The sequence below is a fragment of the Bacillus sp. RC251 genome (assembly GCF_044908765.1).
GTDB lineage: Bacteria > Bacillota > Bacilli > Bacillales > Bacillaceae_G > Bacillus_A > Bacillus_A wiedmannii.
Window position 1 is genome coordinate 64,433 of record NZ_JBIYDP010000004.1, and the last position, 19,984, is coordinate 84,416.

Genomic DNA, 19,984 nt, shown 5'->3' on the forward strand with positions numbered 1-19,984 from the left:
CGGAGATAGTGGCGAAAGAAATTACGTTAATTAAAAAGAAAGTTGTAACAGAGGAAGAACAGAAACAGCAATTAGCAGATGAACTTCTACATGAGCTATCTAATAATCGTGAAGCAGTAGAAGAAACGATGCAGCTTTTAGCACAGTTGCAGAAGGCTGGGATATTAGATGCAGCGATTAGTTTACTTGCTGCGAAGGAAGATGTTTCAAAAATCGCTGTGGAGCAATTAAATCGTGAACCCGTTAAAAATGCACTCAACAATATGATGGGAGCGGGGGAAGCGCTATCTGCAGTTGACCCAGAAGTAACGAAGCAAATCACATCGAGTTTAGTTACTGGATTGCAATTTGCAACAGATGAATTAAATAGTGGTAAAAAAACAAAAGTGATGGATTTCTTTAAAGTGTTAAAAGATCCAGATATCAATAGAGCCATTACATTCGGTTTTAGCTTCTTGAAAGCATTTGGGCAAGGATTAGAGAAAAAATAGAGTAAATGAAAAAGTGATGGGACGTAGCCATCACTTTTTTCATTGTATGTATAAGAGTGTTCATGTTAAGCGGAATATATTATTATTAAAAAGATGGATTGGAAATGGAAGTATGGAATCCATCTCAAATATCGTTTTAGAATGTGGAGGAATATATGCAACACCGTAAAAGACTATCTATACCAGGGGTAATGGGACATTCCTTTCAAACAGTTAGATTTGCTTTTTGGAATGTATTAACCTTTCAACTTGCTTATAAATTATTAGCAGCAATTGTATTTGTCCCGCTATTTGGGATTATTTTTAATAAGTTATTGTATTTTGGTGGTTATGCAAATGCGACGAATGATGAATTATTAGCGTTTTTAAAGACACCATACGGCATTTTGGCAATCGTAATTTTATCATTGTTAGCACTGTTTCTTATCTTTACGGAATTTGCGGTACTTATTATTATTTCGTACTTCGCTCATAAAAGACAAAAGGTGAAATTACGTCCGATTTTATATAAAACTGTAACGTATTTACCTACTCTGTTCACATATTGCTTACCAGGATTTATTTTATATGCTGTCGTATTGTTACCTCTTTTAAATATTGGATATGAAACGGCATTAATTCCGCAAATTCAAATTCCTAACTTTATTACAGGGGAACTATTTAAGACAACGATGGGACAAGTTGGCTATTACACATTTTTTGCTGTAGTTGCGTATTTGAATCTTCGCTGGATTTTTGTTCTACCTATTGTTGTTTTAGAGCAAAAGCCGTTTCGCACAGCAGCACGTAAAAGTGCAACGTTAGTAAAAGAAAGTTTTTTAAAAGTACTATTCTTTTTAGTAGGATTTTTTATTTCAATAGGGATTGTGTACGGTGTATTTTTTGGAATATATTTATTGTGTCTATGGGGCATGTACGAATTTACAAATCCACAGGGAACATTTGCATTATTAGCGGAATCAACAATGTCTGTATTTTTAACGAGTACATTGTATTTATTTAGTTTTATCGTGACGCCATTTTATATTATGGCAATAACAAGATTATATTTACAAAAGGTTCCGGTTGAAGATGTTTTATTAGAAGAAGGATTAGATTATTCAAAGACGAAAGCAGATAAATGTTTCTTCCAAAAACATCGTTGGAAATTTATTGGCGTATATATTGTAGGAATTATTACTGCGGGAATGGTTGTGGCTTTCATTGTTACCTTTATTACAAACACATATAAAGAACCAATTATTATGGCTCATCGTGGTTATATTTCAAAAGGCGTAGAGAATACGAAAGAAGCTGTGCAGGGGGCTATTGATGCGAAAGCAGATTATGCTGAAATTGATGTACTGCAAACGAAAGACGGTGAACTAGCAGTTATACATGATTTGAAGCTAAAACGTCTTGCTAATGCTAATGTTCATGTGTCAGATTTAACGATGGATGAGTTAAGGCAGCTTACTCTTAGTCAAGACGGATTGTCAGGACAAATCAGTACACTTGATGAGATCATTAAGCTGTCAAAGAACAAAATCAAACTTAATATTGAAGTGAAGCTTCATGGTGGCGAAAAAGATTTCGTAAACAAAGTATTAAAAGTGATTAAAGATAATGAATTTGAGAAACAATGTGTCATTCAAACGCTACACTATCCGCTTATTAAAGAGTTTAAACGTGCAAATCCAAATATAAAAGTAGGATATATACTGTATGCAAGTAGAGCCAACTTAAAGAATGTGAAGGCTGATTTTTATGTAGCAGAAGAATACATGTTAAATAAGAAATTAGTAAAAGAAGCAAGAAAGTTAAACAAGCCGATTTACGTATGGACGGTAAATGATATGGAAAGTTTAAAGGGATATTATAAATTAAACGTAGATGGTATCATTACCGATTATCCTGAAGATGCACGTGAAACAATTAAGATGTTAAAAGAGCAAGAAGCGGAAGAAAGTGATCTGTTTGATAAAATTAGTGAAACAACAGATGATTTATTTTCCAAGTTATTTATAAGTTACCCAGCTGCTGGCTAAATGCCTGCAGCTGTTTTTTTTAGGAAAAGAATATATCTCTAAAGTATTGTGTACAGTAATAAGTGTATATGTATACGTCGATACTTAGGTTTCTTACATTGTTACATTATTGTCGAATAATAAGTGAATACTGCTTATTTTTAGGGAGTATAATAAAAATAGAGTGATAGATAATGAAATGGAGCGAAGATGCTAATAGAATCAATGTTTCTTATATTTACACTATTCTAAATATATAAACTTTTAAAAAATGATATGTTAGCGTTTTCATAACTTTTAAGTTATGCTAGAATAAGGACATAAGTTATTAATTATTACAAAAAGAAAAAAGACTTTCTTTTTTCTGTTAATTATAAGGGGGCATTTCATTATGCGTATTGGGGTACCAGCAGAAATTAAAAACAACGAAAACCGTGTGGCAATGACACCAGCAGGTGTTGTACATTTAATTCGTAACAATCACGAAGTATTTATTCAAAAGGGTGCAGGTCTAGGATCTGGTTTCACAGATGCTCAGTATGTTGAAGCGGGAGCAAAAATTGTTGATACGGCTGAAGAAGCATGGAACATGGAAATGGTTATGAAAGTTAAGGAACCAGTTGAAAGCGAATACAAACACTTCAGCGAAGGTTTAATCTTATTCACATACTTACACTTAGCTCCAGAACCAGAATTAACAAAAGCATTAATCGAAAAGAAAGTTGTTTCTATTGCATATGAAACAGTACAATTAGAAAACCGTTCTCTACCATTACTTGCACCTATGAGTGAAGTAGCTGGTCGTATGGCTGCACAAATTGGTGCACAATTCCTTGAGAAAAACAAAGGCGGTAAAGGTATCTTACTTGCAGGTGTTCCAGGGGTTAAACGTGGTAAAGTAACAATCATCGGTGGTGGACAAGCTGGTACAAATGCTGCTAAAATTGCAGTTGGACTAGGTGCGGATGTAACAATCATCGACTTAAGTGCAGAACGTCTTCGTCAATTAGATGACATTTTCGGAAACCAAGTAAAAACTTTAATGTCTAATCCTTACAATATTGCAGAAGCTGTAAAAGAGTCTGATCTTGTAATCGGTGCAGTATTAATCCCAGGTGCAAAAGCGCCAAAACTTGTAACAGAAGAAATGATTAAATCAATGGAACCAGGTTCTGTTGTTGTAGATATCGCGATTGACCAAGGTGGTATTTTCGAAACAACTGACCGTATTACAACTCATGATAACCCAACTTACGAAAAACACGGCGTTGTTCATTATGCAGTTGCAAACATGCCAGGTGCGGTTCCACGTACATCAACTCTTGCATTAACAAACGTAACAGTACCATATGCAGTACAAATTGCTAACAAAGGCTACAAAGAAGCTTGCCTAGGGAACGCTGCATTACTAAAAGGTATTAACACATTAGACGGCTATGTAACATTCGAAGCAGTTGCAGAAGCTCACGGTGTAGAGTACAAAGGTGCTAAAGAATTATTAGAAGCAGAAACAGTATCTTGCTAATAGAAGCATTATACAAAACAAAATCGAACAATATATAAAACAACATGAGAAGAGCTAAGAGTGATGATCTCTTAGCTCTTCTTGGCAAAAGGGGGCATACATCGTGGCCAACCTATTTAAAAAGAAATCCGTTACGCAATTGTTAGGGGAAAGTAAAAGTAAAACTTTAACGAAAACGCTAGGGGCATTCGACCTAACAATGCTAGGGATTGGTGCGATAATCGGTACAGGAGTTCTAGTATTAACAGGATTAGTAGCAGCAAGAGATGCTGGTCCAGCAGTTATTTTTTCATTCATGATAGCAGCAATTGTTTGTGGATTTGCAGCATTATGTTATGCAGAAGTTGCATCTACACTTCCTGTTTCAGGTAGTGTGTACACATATTCATATGCAACAATTGGTGAGTTTGTTGCCCATTTAATGGGATGGACATTGTTATCCGTATATGTCGTAACAACTGCTGCAGTAGCTGGCGGATGGACGGGTTATTTCAATAACTTAGTTAGTGGATTAGGACTTGAAATTCCTAAAGCCTTGTTAACGATTCCATCGCAAGGTGGTATGGTGAACTTACCCGCAATTATCGTTACGTTAGTGATAACTTGGTTATTATCACGAGGTACGAAAGAAAGTAAGCGTGTGAATAACATAATGGTATTAATTAAAATTGGTATTGTTGTTTTATTCATTGCAGTTGGTGTATTCTACGTGAAACCAGAAAACTGGATACCATTTGCACCGTACGGCATAAGTGGAGTTTTCGCCGGAGGAGCAGCAGTATTCTTTGCTTTCTTAGGATTTGATGCATTAGCAACTTCTGCTGAAGAAGTAAAAAATCCGCAACGTGATCTACCGATTGGTATTATTGCTTCGTTAGTTATTTGTACAATCATTTATGTTGTAGTTTGTCTCGTTATGACAGGTATGGTTTCTTATAAGGAATTAGATGTACCTGAAGCTATGGCATATGTGTTAGAAGTTGTAGGACAAGATAAAGTGGCTGGTGTAATTGCTATTGGAGCTGTAATCGGAATTATGGCTGTAATTTTCGCTTACATTTATGCAACAACTCGTGTATTCTTCGCAATGAGCCGTGACGGTTTATTGCCAAAATCTTTCGCGAAAATTAACAAGAAGACTGAAGCTCCAACATTTTCAGTTTGGTTAACAGGAATTGGTAGTGCTTTAATTGCTGGATTTATCGATTTAAAAGAATTGTCGAATTTAGCGAATATTGGAGCGTTATTAACATTCGCCATGGTTGGTGTAACTGTTATCATTCTTCGTAAAACGCATCCGAAATTACAACGTGGATTTATGGTACCACTTGTACCGATCTTACCGATTATTTCAGTTGCATGTTGTCTATTCTTAATGGTAAATTTACCATTAAAAACATGGATATACTTCGGTGTTTGGTTAGCAATCGGAGTAGTTGTATACTTTGTTTATTCGAAAAAACATAGTCATTTAAAAGACGATGGAAGTTCGCAGGATAATTTAGAACAAGCTAATTAAAAGGGATATAAGTATAGTAAGCCTTGTGCGTCTAGGGAGCGCGCAAGGCTTTTTTCTTTTGTGCAAAATGTACATCCTTTTTTGTATGAGAATGTAATGGATGTGGAAAATATGTGTAAGCCTTATTAAAATATGAACAAAATGTTCGGAAAAATATATGAGATTTCATTGACACATATGAATGGACGCTCATATAATAAGAGTATAAGATATATGAATGATTGTTCATATGTTCAAATGAAGAGGTGAGCTATAATGGCTGTAAATAAAGTAGAAACACCACAAGAGACATGTTCTCAAACGATAATTCATGAAGAAGTTGTTGATCAAGTAAAACAAACAATTCCAACTGACGAAAGTTTAAGTAAAGTAGCAGAACTATTTAAAGTATTAGGTGATCGTACACGTACGAGAATATTACATGCGTTATTTGAAGCAGAAATGTGTGTGTGTGATTTAGCGTATTTATTAGGAATGACACAATCATCTATTTCACATCAGCTTCGTGTGTTAAAGCAAGCGAAACTTGTAAAGAATCGTAAAGAAGGAAAGGTCGTTTATTATTCGTTAGCTGACCAGCACGTAATTCATATCTTCGAGCAAGCGTTTGAACACGTAAACGAGGAAGAATAAAAAGAACGCGAGGAGGGAGAACGATGGCTGAAGCATTAGTGAAAAAGAAACTGGTGTTAGAAGGTTTAGATTGTGCGAACTGTGCAATGAAAATTGAAAAAGGCGTTGGGAATATAGAAGGAGTAAATTCTTGCTCTGTAAATTTCGCGACAAAAACAATGGTTTTAGAAACAGTACAAAATAAAGAAAGCGAAGTTGTTACAGAAGCAAAACAACTCGTTACAAAATTAGAACCGCACATTAAAGTACAAGAAGAAAACAACACAAAAGTAGCGAAAGAAGTATTTATATTAGAAGGTTTAGATTGCGCAAACTGTGCGATGAAGATTGAAAATAAAGTGAAAGAAATGCCCACTGTTTCAGCAGCAACTGTTGATTTCGTATCAAAGAAATTAAGAGTTGAAGTAGCGAATAAAAGAGAATTAGAAGCGACTATAGCAAATATAACAAATGTCGTTCAAAAGTTAGAACCAGATGTAAAAGTTATTCGTGAAGAAAAAGGTGGTCATGACCACGGACATAGTCACGACCATGGTGAAGCAAATGTGAAAAAGATGGTAGGACGATTAGTGGTCGGCGGAATTTTGACAGCAATTGCTGCATTAGCTGGCTTACCACAAATGATAACAATTCCGTTATTCGTCCTTGCGTATTTATTAATAGGCGGAGATATCGTTTGGAGAGCGGTAAGAAACATAACTCGCGGCCAAGTGTTCGATGAGAACTTCTTAATGGCAATTGCAACACTAGGAGCTTTTGCGATTCAACAATATTCAGAAGCTGTTGCGGTAATGCTATTCTATCAAGTAGGGGAACTATTCCAAAGTATTGCGGTCAATCGCTCCCGAAAGTCAATTACTTCATTAATGGATATCCGTCCTGATTATGCGAATGTGAAGGTTGGAAATGAAACGAAACAAGTATCACCAGAAGATGTACAAATCGGCGATTATATTATCGTGAAGCCTGGTGAGAAAGTACCATTAGACGGAAAAGTAGTTGAAGGAACATCAATGGTAGATACTTCAGCATTGACTGGTGAATCTGTACCACGTGAAGTCGAAGTTGGAAATGATGTATTAAGTGGTTTTGTGAACCAAAATGGCGTATTAACAATTGAAGTTACAAAAGAATTTGGTGAATCAACTGTATCAAAAATTTTAGATTTAGTTCAAAATGCAAGCAGTAAAAAAGCGCCAACAGAAAACTTTATTACGAAGTTCGCGCGTTACTACACTCCGGTTGTAGTTATTACAGCAGCGATCATGGCGTTTATTCCACCACTTATTTTAGAAGGAGCTACATTCTCAGAATGGATTTATAGAGCTTTAGTGTTCTTAGTAATCTCTTGTCCATGTGCGTTAGTTGTATCTATTCCTCTTGGATTCTTTGGAGGAATTGGTGGTGCATCTAAAAGTGGTGTGTTAATAAAAGGAAGTAACTATTTAGAAGCTTTAAATGATGTGAAATATATTGTTTTTGATAAAACAGGAACATTAACAAAAGGTGTCTTCAAAGTTACAAAAATGGAACCAAGCGAAGGTATTACAAATGAAGAATTATTAGAGTATGCAACATTTGCTGAAGTGTATTCTAATCATCCAATTGCACAATCTATTCGAAAGGCATACGGAAAATCAATTGATGAAAAAATAATCGATGAGTATAGCGAAATTTCTGGTCACGGTACAGTCGTAAAAGTACAAGGAAAAGAAATTTTTGCAGGTAATGCTAAATTAATGAAAAAAGAAAACATTACATTTAAGCAACCAGAAACGGTAGGTACATTAGTTCACGTTGCTGTAGATGGGGAATATGCAGGTTATATCGTTATCTCTGATGAGGTAAAAGAAGATTCAAAACAAGCAATTCAAAAATTAAAAGAACTAGGTATTAAGAAGACAGTCATGTTAACGGGTGATGCAAAATCCGTTGGTGAAGCTGTTGGTAAAGAATTAGGTTTAGATGAAGTTCACGCAGAACTATTACCGCAACAAAAAGTCGAAGAGATTGAAAAAATTGATGCGGCGAAGAACGGAAAAGAAAAAGTTGCTTTCGTTGGTGATGGTATTAATGACACACCGGTATTAGCAAGAGCAGATGTTGGTATTGCGATGGGTGGTTTAGGATCAGATGCAGCGATTGAGGCGGCAGACATTGTTATTATGACTGATGAGCCTTCAAAAATTGCAACAGCCTTAAATATTGCAAAACGCACACGACGCATTGTATGGCAGAATATCATCTTTGCATTAGGGGTAAAAGGATTAGTTTTATTACTTGGTGCTTTTGGTATTGCAACAATGTGGGAAGCTGTCTTCTCAGATGTTGGTGTGACACTACTTGCAGTGTTAAATGCAATGCGTGTACTACGAGTGAAAGATTTATAAAAAAGAGGACGCAACCTGCGTCCTCTTTTTTAGGTTATTTTGTTGAAATTGACTCAATAAAATAATAACAAATATTATTTTGTAAATAAATAACGTAATATTAAAATTTACAAATAAAAAATATTTGTCGTACTATTTTAATATATTTTCCACAAAGATACATATCGTATTGAAAAAACAGAGAAGGAAAAGCTTCTCTGTTTTATTTTTGTATATTTTTTTCAACTTGTTCTCGAACAGTTTGAATGTAATTCATTTTATGATCCCAACATTCTTGACTTAAATCGACAGGGTACTCTTCGGGATTTAAAGTTCGCATATATTCTTCCCAAAATAGTGCGAGACTCTGTTCATTATATTTTTGAATATCTAATATACCTGGTAGTTCATATGTTCTTTCGCCGTTAATGAAAATGTCTTTATGCAGTTCGCGTGCTTCAAAGTTTGTTACAAATTTACTTATATACGTGTGTACAGGATGAAACATTTTTAAACGTTCTTCTTTTCCTGGCTCTTCAGAATCTAATGCAATATAATCGCCTTCTGCATGATCGTTAACTCGATTGATAATGCGATAAATTCGTTTCAGTCCTGGAGTGGTAATTTTTTCAGGGTTAGATGAAATTTTAATTGTATCATTTAACTTTCCATCAGTATCTTCAATCGCAACTAGTTTATAGACAGCCCCTAACGCTGGTTGCTCAAAGGACGTAATTAATTTTGTTCCAACGCCCCATACATCAATTTTTGCGCCTTGAGATTTCAAATGCATAATTGTGTATTCATCTAAATCGCTAGAAGCAATAATTTTTGTATTTGTAAACCCAGCTTCATCTAGTAGTTTTCTTGCCTTTTTAGATAAATAAGCCATATCACCACTATCAAGGCGAATGCCGTAAAAATCGATACGATCTCCAAACTCCTTCGCAACGCGAATTGCATTTGGAACACCTGATTTTAAAGTGTCGTATGTATCAACGAGAAAGACACATTTTTTATGAGTTTCAGCGTATTTCTTAAACGCGACATATTCATCGCGATACGCTTGAACGAAAGAGTGAGCGTGTGTGCCTGCTACAGGTATTCCGAAGCGTTTCCCAGCTCGTACGTTACTCGTAGATGAGAAACCACCAATAAAGGCAGCGCGTGTGCCCCAAAGAGCTGCATCAAACTCGTGGGCACGTCTTGTACCAAATTCTAAAAGTTCATCATTATTTGCAGCGTGCTTCATACGAGCAGCTTTTGTTGCAATTAATGTTTGGTAATTCACAATGTTTAACAGGGCAGTTTCAATAATTTGTGCTTCACCGAGCGGTGCATCAACACGTAATAAAGGCTCGTTATTAAATACAACTTCACCTTCTTGCATACTTCGAACGGTCCCAGTGAATTTCATATTTTGTAAATAATGAAGGAATTCTTCTTCAAATTGTAATTCTGCTAAATAAGCGATATCGCTTTCGGTAAAGCTGAAGTTTTCTATGTACTCTACAATCTTTTCAAGGCCAGCAAAAACAGCATAGCCGTTCTCGAATGGAAGCTTTCGAAAGTATAAATCAAACACCGAGCGGCGATTATGAATACCATCTTTCCAATATGTATAAGCCATATTAATTTGATATAAATCTGTATGTAAGGCATAGCTATCGTCTTTATAATAAGTCATCGCGAAAACACCTCCATAATTTGGTTATAGTATACCAATTTTTCACCGCTCGTAGCAAAGAATGGATATGAAAGTATAGTCAAGAGGGAAAAAAATGAAATAATGCATATTTTTTAGAAAATTAACATTTATCAATTTATATTTCTCAAGATTTTATGTATTATTAGAGTAATGGGGGTAATGAGAATGGAGGAGGACAATGCAACAAACATTAGAAAAAATAGGCAAACAAGTCTTTTATAAACGGCTACAGCAAAAAATGACACAAGAAGAATTATGTCAGGGCATTTGTTCTGTCTCATACTTAAGTAAAATCGAAAATGGAAAGATCGAGGCATCAGAAGAAATTCTACAATTGCTCTGCACAAGGTTAGAAATTGCCGTGACGGATTTGAGAGATGTAGAAGAAGATGTGAAGGGGAAGCTAGATGAATGGTTGAATGCACTAGTTCATTTGGACAAGCCACAAGTAGAACGCATATATGAAGAGTTGCAAGGTGAAATGAAGCATGTTTTGGATTTTGAAATTATAAATTATTATAAACTGCTGTATACGCGGTATTTAATTATGAAACGAGATTTTCTGGCTGTTGAAGAAGAATTAGAGAGATTAAAAAAGATGTACAAAAAGTATTCGCCATTTCAGAAATTATTATATACGTATAGTAAAGGTCTATATTATTTTTTACAGCATAAATATAAAACGGCCTTAGATTATTTAGTTCAAACTGAAGTGATGGCGAAAGAACAAGGCTATTATGAAACTGGGATCTATTATAATTTAGCTCTTGTTTATAATGAATTAGAAATAGAACATATGGCTTTACATTTTGCTCATTTAGCTATGGAAGGCTTTAAGAATGAATATAAATTTCGTCATGTGATTAATTGCCAGTTATTGATAGGGTTAAGTTATATACAGAAAAAACAATATAACGAAGCTTTAGGGATTTATAGAAATATTTTAAGAGAGGCTAATTCTTTTGCGGATAAAGATAACATAACAGCGATTGCTCTAAATAACATGGGGTATTTACATTACCATTTAAAGGATTATGCAAAAGCGAAAGAGTATTATTTACAATGTTTACAATACAAGAAGGAAGAAGATTTAGATTACATTGATGCTGTATATGAGATTGCATTGCAATGTATTGAATTGAAGGAATTTGAAGAAGTAAAAGAGTGGATTAATAAAGGGATAGAAGTTGCGAAAAGAGATGAGAAGTATAAAAGTATGTTATATACACTTTTAATACTTCAATATAAATATTTTGAAGAAAAGGGGGTGTATAAAAAGTTTTTAGAAACAGAAGCTTTAACATTTTTTAGGCAAGAGGAAAATAAAAAAGATTTGAAAAAGGTATATTTAGAATTAGCAAAATATCATGAAGAAGTATTAGAATTCCAAGAAAGTAATCGGTATTATAGACTAACTATTAATTTATTAGAAGAAAAGGGAGGAAGATGAATATGAAGAAAATGATTTTTGGTGCACTAGCATTAGTGGCTATATTAGTAGTGTTAGAACCTCAATATGCTTGGACTGGAGATATGTATGGTCAAGCTAAAGAAGTAATAGAAGTAATAAATTCTTAATAAAAACCCCTTTCCAATCGGAAAGGGGTTTTTCAATATTTGTTCCTCAAAATTCTACAAAACTTGAGAAAAAAATTATTTGAATTTTTAGTATATTAATAGTGGAAACATAGTGCTACGATAAAACTACTCTTTTTCAAAAAATAATTTATTAGGGGGAAGATTCATGAAAAAGAAAAGTTTAGCGTTAGTGTTAGCGGCAGGAATGGCAGTTACAACGTTTGGAGGGACAGGCTCTGCATTTGCGGATTCTAAAAATGTGCTCTCTACGAAGAAGTACAATGAAACGGTGCAATCACCTGAGTTTATTTCTGGTGATCTAACTGGAGCGACTGGTAAGAAAGCAGAATCTGTTGTGTTTGATTACTTAAACGCAGCAAAAGGTGATTATAAGTTAGGGGAAAAGAGTGCGCAAGATTCTTTCAAAGTAAAACAAGTGAAAAAAGATGCTGTAACTGATTCAACAGTAGTACGTATGCAACAAGTATACGAAGGAGTACCTGTATGGGGTTCTACTCAAGTAGCTCATGTAAGTAAAGATGGTTCTTTAAAAGTATTGTCTGGAACAGTTGCACCTGATTTAGACAAAAAAGAAAAGTTGAAGAATAAAAATAAGATCGAGGGCGCAAAAGCAATTGAAATTGCGCAAAAAGATTTAGGTGTTACACCTAAGTATGAGGTAGAACCAAAAGCGGACTTATATGTATATCAAAATGGTGAAGAAACAACATATGCATACGTTGTAAATCTAAACTTCTTAGATCCAAGCCCAGGAAACTACTACTATTTCATTGAAGCAGAAAGCGGTAAAGTATTAAATAAGTTTAATACAATCGATCATGTGACGAATGATGATAAGTCACCAGTTAAACAAGAGGCTCCTAAGCAAGATGCAAAAGCAGTTGTAAAGCCTGTAACAGGAACAAATAAAGTAGGTACTGGTAAAGGGGTATTAGGAGATACGAAGTCGCTTAATACAACGTTATCTGGATCATCTTACTACTTACAAGATAATACACGCGGGGCAACGATTTTCACATATGATGCGAAAAATCGTTCAACATTACCAGGAACATTATGGGCAGATGCAGATAATGTTTTCAATGCAGCGTATGATGCAGCAGCGGTAGATGCTCATTACTATGCAGGTAAAACATATGATTACTATAAAGCTACATTTAACAGAAATTCTATTAATGATGCAGGAGCGCCGTTAAAATCAACAGTTCATTACGGAAGCAATTATAATAATGCATTCTGGAACGGATCACAAATGGTATACGGAGACGGTGATGGTGTAACGTTTACTTCATTATCTGGTGGAATTGATGTAATTGGTCATGAATTAACGCATGCGGTTACGGAAAATAGCTCGAATTTAATTTATCAAAATGAATCAGGAGCATTAAATGAAGCAATTTCTGATATCTTTGGTACATTAGTAGAGTTCTATGATAACCGTAATCCAGATTGGGAGATTGGTGAAGATATTTACACGCCTGGTAAAGCAGGAGACGCACTTCGCTCTATGAGTGATCCAACGAAATATGGTGATCCAGATCATTATTCTAAGCGTTACACTGGTTCAAGTGATAACGGTGGAGTTCATACGAACAGTGGTATCATTAACAAACAAGCTTATTTATTAGCAAATGGTGGTACACATTCTGGTGTAACTGTAACTGGTATTGGTAAAGATAAGTTAGGTGCAATTTATTACCGTGCAAATACACAATATTTCACGCAATCTACTACATTTAGCCAAGCTCGTGCTGGTGCAGTACAAGCTGCAGCTGATTTATATGGTGCGACTTCTGCGGAAGTAGCAGCAGTTAAGCAATCATTTAGTGCTGTTGGTGTAAACTAAGGGTTTAAGAGAGTATTATTAATAAAATACTTCAAAAATAAAGAAGGAGCATAGGCTCCTTCTTTATTTTTTTTTCCATTTTTTCCACAAATAAAACAATCCAACACAACCCGCTATTGTTACAATCCACTTCGCTTCATTCGTTCCATTCATGACATGATAGGCAGAATATACTTCGATTAACAAAGCCGGTATTTTACCTATTGTGCTGGCAATACTGAAAGAGAGTAATGACATTTTGCCTAGAGCGGCAAATAAAGTAACGATACTTGATGGGATGAAAGGTATGAATCGAAACGATAGAACGAGTAGAAAGGCCTCTCTACCTTCTACATAAAGTAGGCGTTCTACCTTTGGATACTTATTTACTTTGTTGTGAGTGAATTTCTGAAGGCCTATACGATAAATATAAAACGAGATAATAGCCCCTAATGCCTCACCTGCGATCGAAATAATGGTTCCGTTTGTTACACCAAAGAGCTGTATGTTAATAGCGGTCAAAAAAATACTAGGGATAAAACCTAAAAGACTGATGATGACGTTAATTAAGATACTAAGTGGAATTGCGATTGAATAATAGTCTGTTAAGAAGTTTTGAATTGTTTCAGCCATTGTTTAAAATCCTTTATCTTTTTTTGCATTACACCATATTTCTATTGTGTAGGCAAGTACAAATTTACATAATGTAGAAAACGTTGATAAAACACCATCAATATACCTTATATAGGTATTGGGTATATTGAATTGGGGGTATATTTTATTTTTAGAAAATCACCAAAAAACTCTGTTTTTAAAGGGAATATTTAGCTTTTTTAGGGGTGATTTAATCCGGGAAATAATTATAAAAACATAGGGGTATATTTCAGAGGGGGTCCAAAATAGTAGTTTGATGAAATTAGGGTGGTAATATGGCAAAATTGATGATGAATTTTAAAAATGTATATGTTTTTTCGTTGTGAAATTGACTTTTAGTGAAGTTACGATAATAATCATGGAAGAGGTGATATGATGAAACGAATAAGTAGTCTTTTCTTGAGTAGTTTATTGGCATTAATGCTGATCTTAAGTGGATGTGCAGGAAAAGAACAAAAAACAGAGAAACAAACAGGGAATCAATCGACATCAGTAGAAAAAATTAGTGATAATATTTTAGATGAAATGGAAGGGCCACCTAAAAATGGTCATACGATTGAAAGACATGTAGGAAAATCAGAAGAGGATTTGAAGAATCGCTTGAAGACAGATAAAGTATCAGCGGCAAGTACATACTATGATAAGGAAACAGCGACGAAAGCTGTAAAAGATAGTTTGAAGCAGCATGATAAGGAAATTCAAGATTGGTTAAAAAATTCTAAAGAGGCTCGTCTCGTATTAAATACAACTCATTCATTCCCGGTTGGAAAAACGGTAATAAAGAAAAATATGAATGTAAAAGACAAGCTAGTAAAAACTGTTACTGTTTTGGCGAGAGATAAGTCAGGAGATTTAGGATATAAGATCATTACTTCTTATCCATCTGACAAATAAGAAGGGGGAGTACATATGTATACGACATTACAATACTTTCTTAAATCGTACTGTACGTTAAGTGTTCATGAAGATGAAATAGTAGGCGTGATGGAAGAGTTTATAGAGCAAGAAGATGAAGAAATTGTTTTGAAATTACGCGATGAATTATTATATATGAAGAAAAAGGATACTTGGGAAGAGGCGTGCGTATTAGCTGCGAAGCAAGGAAATCGCATGTGGTCTTTAGAGGAAACGAAAGACCATCTGGAAGCTTTTTTACTATTATTGCAAAAGAAAAAGGCGTGAATAGATCACGCCTTTTTTGTTTGCCAATTTGATGGTGTCTCATTGTGTTGGGGCACTTTTATATACGCTTTTGGAAATTTGTCCATTTGATACTACTTCACCGTTTTGTGTTACTTTTTTATACGTAACCGCTGTTATTTTATCACCAGTTCTACTAACTACTTGAGAAGAAACTTCAACATTTTTACCAGTATTTGTACCAAAAATGCGAGTAGTAATACTACCGCCGTTTGAAAATGCTTGAATATAAATATGATTGCCTGTATTGTTTTTAAATTTTAAATCCGGACCATAATCTGCCACTGCTGCATCTTGCCCAAGTGGTAAATAATTTACGGGCATAGAATGATTACTTCGAGAAACAATTCCTAAATCTGCTCTTAAAGCTGCGCTATATAAAGTACTACTAACTTGGCAAACGCCTCCGCCTGCACTTTGTATAACTTTACCTTCTGAAAATACTGCTGCGGATTTATAACCATGTGCAGCATCCGTTACGCCAACGCGGCCATTAAAACTAAACGTTTCATCAGGTGCGACAATAACTCCACTTAAAGTATTAGCTGACTTATTTACGTTATAGGATTGGTTTCCATTACGACCAGCCATTGGAGTTGAATATTCAGCAATTACTTCTTTAATCCCCATTTTTTGTATATCTTCTGTAGAACGCTCAGGTTTTAAGAGTGTAACTGGTAACGTAACGTCTGATGTGCCAGAAGTAATGGCCTGTTTCGTTAAATCAGTTAACTTTCCTTTATCAATTTTTTCTCCATTTTGACTTTGGCTAATATTTACTGTAGAGCCTTCAACACTTAATTCTGCATTAACAGGATTTTTTAATGTGTCATTATATTTATCCTTCATAAAGCTTTCATAGGCAGTTGTATTTAATTGAGCTGTTAATTTATAATCACGTTTTAATTCACCGTTTTCAGCCTGCTTCCGCATTTTGTAACGATTCATTGCATTTCCTTCTTGTTCTGTAAAGATTTTGTCGATAATATCTTTTTCCTTATAATTTACCCCTAAATCTTTCCATGTGTACGTTTGTTTATCATTTTGGAATATGTACGTAAGAGATTTTTGATCTAATTCAGTTACCTTTTGATTAATAATTGCTTGAATATCTTTTTTGTTTTTTCCATCGAGAGAAATACCTTCAAATGTAGTATTCGGTAATGCAGTAGTATTTAATTGATTATTTAGTTTGGATACATATTGATATCCACCCACACCGCCTACACAAAGTAATATGCCCCCAGTAATTGCAGAACCGATTAGTATTTTACTTAGCTTCATTTATTTCCCCCCAGAAATTTTTGTATAAATATATGTATTACATTTTTTGTATAAAAATGATGAAAATAACATTATGTACGTACTAGTATACTATTATTTTCACTATGCGTGTAATGTTTTTATAAAAAATGTTACACTGGTGTAATAATTGTCTCTTTTTGTCACAATATGTACGAGAAATATGTTGGAAATTATAATAAAAAGGCTGTCTAGAAAGATCTAGCAGCCTTTTTATTATAATTTTTTATGTTCATTTTTATTCGTAACACCGAGATGTTCTTGTAGTTTTGTCGAAATGTTATTGACGCTTTTTTCGTTTGGAACGTAATAATAAATACCACCAATATATTTATCTGTACCTTCTACTTGCATTTTGTCCATTTTCAAATTGGAATCCATTGAATTTTTTGCAATTGTCATCATATCATCAAAAGTTAAATTTGTTTTTAAGTCTTTATCAACAGCGTCTAATAGACCACCAATCTTATTAATGGAATTAAGTGATAGTGCTTTTTGAGCAATAGCTTCTAAAACAAGCTGTTGTCGTTGACCGCGCATATAATCACTATCGATATGACGAGTTCTAGCTAGTGCTAATGCCTCTTCTCCATTTAAATGTTGACGTCCTTTTTTCAAATGAATTGCATCTGGTTCGTCTTTACTATTTTGTTCTGTGAATTCAACAGGAACATCGACAGTAATACCACCAAGGGAGTCGACAATTTTAATAAATGATTTAAAGTTGAATTTTACATAGTAATCAACTGGAACATCTAAAAAGTTCTCTACGGTATCAATCGTGCTGTCTACACCACCGAATACGTGCGCGTGTGTAATTTTATCGTATTTATCACGTGATTTAATGAAGACACGTGAGTCACGTGGAATACTGACAAGTTTAACAGATTTGTCGTTTTTATTAATTGTTGCAAGTAATAGCGCATCCGTACGAGTTGCTTTTCCATAACTCTTATCCCTAATATCACTTTCATCAACACCCATAATAAGTACGGAAATGTTGTCAGTCATAGGTTTCACGGCTTTTTCACGTTTGCTGGATTTGTCCCCGCGGCCCAGTTCAGAATAAGCATTATTTAATACAGACTTTGCTTTACTGTATATATGGAAGGAATAGCCTCCTGCTCCAAGTGCTATAATCAGTAATGGAATAAGAAGGAACCAAAGGAGGCGTTTTTTCTTTGAGCGTCCTTTTTTGGCTCGAGTATCTTTGTTCATATCGGATTTCATCATTTTTTCTCCTTTAAAGCTATCAAAGTGTATACATCTAGAAGCGCATTCAAACACATAAAAAATATTGTACGCTAAATAAAAGCGATTGTACATGTATAAAAAATAGATGTCTTGATTATTTATAAAGACATCTATTCGTTATTGTATACAAAAGATAGGGATAAGAAAATGATAAAATTTTACCTGATTACAACATAATGCTTACGATAATTGCAGATAAAATGCTAACGAGAGTAGCTCCATATAGTAATTTAAGGCCAAATCTGGCAACGACGTTTCCTTGTTCTTCGTTTAACCCTTTTACTGCACCTGAAATAATGCCGATAGAAGAAAAATTGGCAAAAGAAACGAGAAAAACAGAAATAATCCCCACTGTACGGGGAGAAAGGCTATTAGAAATTTTACTAAGGTTCATCATTGCTACAAATTCATTCGTTACAAGCTTCGTTGCCATAATGCTACCAGCTGTGACAATTTCAGAACTTGGTACACCGATAAGGAATGCAACAGGCGCAAATACGTAGCCGATTAATTGCTGGAAAGTAATGCCGAATATAATGAGGAATAGGTCATTAATGCAGCTCATTAATGCGACGAATCCGATGAGCATAGCGCCGACAACGATGGCTACGCGAAAGCCATCTAGAATATATTCTCCAAGCATTTCAAAAAAGCTTTGCTTTTCGCCTTTAATTTCTAAAATATCTTCGTCATCTTTAACGTCGTAAGGATTGATGATGAGTACGATAATAAAACCACTAAATAAATTGAGAACGAGTGCGGTTACTACATATTTAGGCTCGATCATTGTCATGTAGGCACCTACGATAGACATAGATACGGTTGACATGGCAGAAGCACAAAGTGTATAAAGACGGTGTTTTGGAATTTGAGCTAATTGCTTTTTAACTGTAATAAAAACTTCTGATTGGCCGACAATGGCAGAGGCGATAGCGTTGTAAGATTCCAATTTCCCAAGACCATTTATTTTGCTAAGGAAGTAACCGATCCAATGAATAAAAAATGGTAGTATTTTGAAATGTTGTAGTATACCAATTAAGACGGAAATGAAGACAATTGGTAATAATACAGTAAGGAAAAATGACATTTCACCTTTATTGGCAAGACCGCCAAATACAAAGTTTATACCATCAGCAGCATACTCGAGCAGCTTTGTAAACAGACTGGAAATGACCCGAATAAGTATGAGGCCGATTTCTGTATTTAATAATAAATAGGTTAAAATCAACTGTATAATAAGCATGATGAAAATTGGTTTAAATTTAATATGTTTCTTATTGTTGCTAGCAATATAAGCAAGGAAGAAAACAACGATAAGTCCCACGAAAAAAGTAATAAATTTCATAGTAAGCCCCCTAAAAGAGATATTCTGCTATATATGTTTTTCATTTCAAGGGAGAATATGCATCTTTGGTAAAGAAAGGAATAGAGAGAGCATGAATATATGTAAAGTGCACCACGTTGCAATTATTTGTTCGAATTATGAACTGTCAAAGGATTTTTATACTCGGATATTAGGTTTAAAAGTGATAAATGAAGTATATAGAAAAGAACGAGATTCTTATAAGTTAGATTTATGTGTAGGGGAAGAGTATCAAATTGAATTATTTTCATTTCCTAGTCCACCTGAGCGCCCCAGTTTTCCAGAAGCAGCTGGACTTAGACATTTAGCATTTGCTGTTACAAATATAGAAGAAGCTGTAAACCATTTAAAACAATGCGGTGTGGAGACTGAAGCGATACGTATGGATGAAATTACGGATAAAAAATTTGTCTTTTTCCAAGATCCTGATGGCTTGCCTTTAGAATTGTATGAGGCTTGAAATTGGTGAATTTTATACAGGGTTGCTTTCAAATAAATGAAGAAACTAAAGTGAAACTTCTTTTTTAAAGGAGGTG

The 19,984-nt window shown here is 34.6% G+C and carries 17 protein-coding genes; 12 read left to right on the forward strand and 5 right to left on the reverse strand.

Annotated elements, in window-relative coordinates; translation table 11 throughout:
* Positions 1-8: 8 nt before the first annotated feature.
* The 6 genes from ABH961_RS17205 (at position 9) to ABH961_RS17230 (ending at position 8,564) form a co-directional block, all read left to right on the forward strand.
* Positions 9-491 (forward strand): helical membrane plugin domain-containing protein, encoded by a 483-nt coding sequence (locus ABH961_RS17205; protein ID WP_048541641.1) that lies wholly within the window; start codon positions 9-11, stop codon positions 489-491.
* Positions 492-646: 155 nt separating this feature from the next.
* Positions 647-2,518: a glycerophosphoryl diester phosphodiesterase membrane domain-containing protein gene (locus ABH961_RS17210; RefSeq protein ID WP_087983419.1), complete on the forward strand. Its 1,872-nt coding sequence runs from the start codon at positions 647-649 to the stop codon at positions 2,516-2,518.
* Between the two features lie 370 nt (positions 2,519-2,888).
* Entirely contained in the window at positions 2,889-4,022 is a 1,134-nt protein-coding gene (ald, locus tag ABH961_RS17215; protein ID WP_048541645.1) for an alanine dehydrogenase, read from the forward strand.
* A 103-nt stretch (positions 4,023-4,125) separates the two neighbouring features.
* Entirely contained in the window at positions 4,126-5,541 is a 1,416-nt protein-coding gene (locus ABH961_RS17220) for an amino acid permease (protein WP_048541647.1), read from the forward strand.
* Positions 5,542-5,796: 255 nt separating this feature from the next.
* Positions 5,797-6,174, forward strand: a complete 378-nt coding sequence (locus ABH961_RS17225) for an ArsR/SmtB family transcription factor (protein ID WP_000290207.1) — start codon at positions 5,797-5,799, stop codon at positions 6,172-6,174.
* Between the two features lie 23 nt (positions 6,175-6,197).
* Positions 6,198-8,564 carry a heavy metal translocating P-type ATPase gene (locus ABH961_RS17230; RefSeq protein ID WP_098076906.1) on the forward strand — a complete coding sequence of 789 codons (2,367 nt, stop codon included), beginning with the start codon at positions 6,198-6,200 and terminating at the stop codon, positions 8,562-8,564.
* Positions 8,565-8,766: 202 nt separating this feature from the next.
* On the opposite strand, the gene ABH961_RS17235 is transcribed toward ABH961_RS17230, so the two are convergent.
* A complete protein-coding gene (locus ABH961_RS17235; protein WP_048541651.1) occupies positions 8,767-10,230 on the reverse strand; it encodes a nicotinate phosphoribosyltransferase in 1,464 nt (487 codons plus the stop codon).
* 199 nt (positions 10,231-10,429) lie between these two features.
* On the opposite strand from ABH961_RS17235, the gene ABH961_RS17240 reads away from it, so the two are divergent.
* The 3 genes from ABH961_RS17240 (at position 10,430) to ABH961_RS17250 (ending at position 13,696) form a co-directional block, all read left to right on the forward strand.
* On the forward strand, positions 10,430-11,701 hold the full coding sequence (locus tag ABH961_RS17240; protein WP_048541653.1) for a helix-turn-helix domain-containing protein: 1,272 nt from the start codon (positions 10,430-10,432) through the stop codon (positions 11,699-11,701).
* A 2-nt stretch (positions 11,702-11,703) separates the two neighbouring features.
* Positions 11,704-11,829, forward strand: coding sequence for an NprX family peptide pheromone (locus tag ABH961_RS17245; RefSeq protein WP_000738188.1), 126 nt, complete (start codon positions 11,704-11,706; stop codon positions 11,827-11,829).
* A 166-nt stretch (positions 11,830-11,995) separates the two neighbouring features.
* Positions 11,996-13,696, forward strand: coding sequence for a M4 family metallopeptidase (locus tag ABH961_RS17250; RefSeq protein ID WP_060487028.1), 1,701 nt, complete (start codon positions 11,996-11,998; stop codon positions 13,694-13,696).
* A 63-nt stretch (positions 13,697-13,759) separates the two neighbouring features.
* Here ABH961_RS17250 and ABH961_RS17255 read toward each other — a convergent pair whose 3' ends face one another.
* Positions 13,760-14,308: a TVP38/TMEM64 family protein gene (locus ABH961_RS17255; protein WP_404519705.1), complete on the reverse strand. Its 549-nt coding sequence runs from the start codon at positions 14,306-14,308 to the stop codon at positions 13,760-13,762.
* Positions 14,309-14,704: 396 nt separating this feature from the next.
* Between ABH961_RS17255 and ABH961_RS17260 the strand changes: the two genes are divergently transcribed.
* Together ABH961_RS17260 and ABH961_RS17265 are read left to right on the forward strand one after the other, a co-directional pair.
* Positions 14,705-15,223 (forward strand): RNase A-like domain-containing lipoprotein, encoded by a 519-nt coding sequence (locus ABH961_RS17260; RefSeq protein WP_000822712.1) that lies wholly within the window; start codon positions 14,705-14,707, stop codon positions 15,221-15,223.
* A gap of 15 nt (positions 15,224-15,238) precedes the next feature.
* On the forward strand, positions 15,239-15,511 hold the full coding sequence (locus tag ABH961_RS17265) for a hypothetical protein (RefSeq protein ID WP_048541658.1): 273 nt from the start codon (positions 15,239-15,241) through the stop codon (positions 15,509-15,511).
* 39 nt (positions 15,512-15,550) lie between these two features.
* Here the strand turns inward: ABH961_RS17265 and ABH961_RS17270 are convergent, their stop codons facing one another.
* From ABH961_RS17270 to ABH961_RS17280, 3 genes are all read right to left on the reverse strand, one after another.
* Entirely contained in the window at positions 15,551-16,813 is a 1,263-nt protein-coding gene (locus ABH961_RS17270; protein ID WP_048541660.1) for a VanW family protein, read from the reverse strand.
* Between the two features lie 234 nt (positions 16,814-17,047).
* On the reverse strand, positions 17,048-18,064 hold the full coding sequence (locus ABH961_RS17275) for an LCP family protein (protein WP_048541662.1): 1,017 nt from the start codon (positions 18,062-18,064) through the stop codon (positions 17,048-17,050).
* Between the two features lie 187 nt (positions 18,065-18,251).
* Complete coding sequence (locus ABH961_RS17280) at positions 18,252-19,430, reverse strand: NupC/NupG family nucleoside CNT transporter (RefSeq protein ID WP_048541664.1); 1,179 nt, start codon at positions 19,428-19,430, stop codon at positions 18,252-18,254.
* A 91-nt stretch (positions 19,431-19,521) separates the two neighbouring features.
* Between ABH961_RS17280 and gloA2 the strand changes: the two genes are divergently transcribed.
* The gene (gloA2, locus tag ABH961_RS17285) at positions 19,522-19,908 is read left to right on the forward strand and encodes an SMU1112c/YaeR family gloxylase I-like metalloprotein (protein ID WP_048541666.1); all 387 of its coding nucleotides are present in this window, start codon (positions 19,522-19,524) and stop codon (positions 19,906-19,908) included.
* The last annotated feature ends 76 nt before the right edge of the window (positions 19,909-19,984 follow it).

What these genes read in the sequence shown, in the direction of transcription:
- ABH961_RS17210 (WP_087983419.1), top strand. Translation starts at nt 647, where the DNA reads ATGCAACACCGTAAAAGACTATCTATACCAGGGGTAATGGGACATTCC.
- ABH961_RS17255 (WP_404519705.1), bottom strand. Translation starts at nt 14,308, where the DNA reads ATGGCTGAAACAATTCAAAACTTCTTAACAGACTATTATTCAATCGCA.
- ABH961_RS17270 (WP_048541660.1), bottom strand. Translation starts at nt 16,813, where the DNA reads ATGAAGCTAAGTAAAATACTAATCGGTTCTGCAATTACTGGGGGCATA.
- gloA2 (WP_048541666.1), top strand. Translation starts at nt 19,522, where the DNA reads ATGAATATATGTAAAGTGCACCACGTTGCAATTATTTGTTCGAATTAT.
- ABH961_RS17230 (WP_098076906.1), top strand. Translation starts at nt 6,198, where the DNA reads ATGGCTGAAGCATTAGTGAAAAAGAAACTGGTGTTAGAAGGTTTAGAT.
- ABH961_RS17235 (WP_048541651.1), bottom strand. Translation starts at nt 10,230, where the DNA reads ATGACTTATTATAAAGACGATAGCTATGCCTTACATACAGATTTATAT.
- ABH961_RS17245 (WP_000738188.1), top strand. Translation starts at nt 11,704, where the DNA reads ATGAAGAAAATGATTTTTGGTGCACTAGCATTAGTGGCTATATTAGTA.
- ABH961_RS17250 (WP_060487028.1), top strand. Translation starts at nt 11,996, where the DNA reads ATGAAAAAGAAAAGTTTAGCGTTAGTGTTAGCGGCAGGAATGGCAGTT.
- ABH961_RS17225 (WP_000290207.1), top strand. Translation starts at nt 5,797, where the DNA reads ATGGCTGTAAATAAAGTAGAAACACCACAAGAGACATGTTCTCAAACG.
- ABH961_RS17260 (WP_000822712.1), top strand. Translation starts at nt 14,705, where the DNA reads ATGAAACGAATAAGTAGTCTTTTCTTGAGTAGTTTATTGGCATTAATG.
- ABH961_RS17265 (WP_048541658.1), top strand. Translation starts at nt 15,239, where the DNA reads ATGTATACGACATTACAATACTTTCTTAAATCGTACTGTACGTTAAGT.
- ABH961_RS17240 (WP_048541653.1), top strand. Translation starts at nt 10,430, where the DNA reads ATGCAACAAACATTAGAAAAAATAGGCAAACAAGTCTTTTATAAACGG.
- ABH961_RS17280 (WP_048541664.1), bottom strand. Translation starts at nt 19,430, where the DNA reads ATGAAATTTATTACTTTTTTCGTGGGACTTATCGTTGTTTTCTTCCTT.
- ald (WP_048541645.1), top strand. Translation starts at nt 2,889, where the DNA reads ATGCGTATTGGGGTACCAGCAGAAATTAAAAACAACGAAAACCGTGTG.
- ABH961_RS17275 (WP_048541662.1), bottom strand. Translation starts at nt 18,064, where the DNA reads ATGATGAAATCCGATATGAACAAAGATACTCGAGCCAAAAAAGGACGC.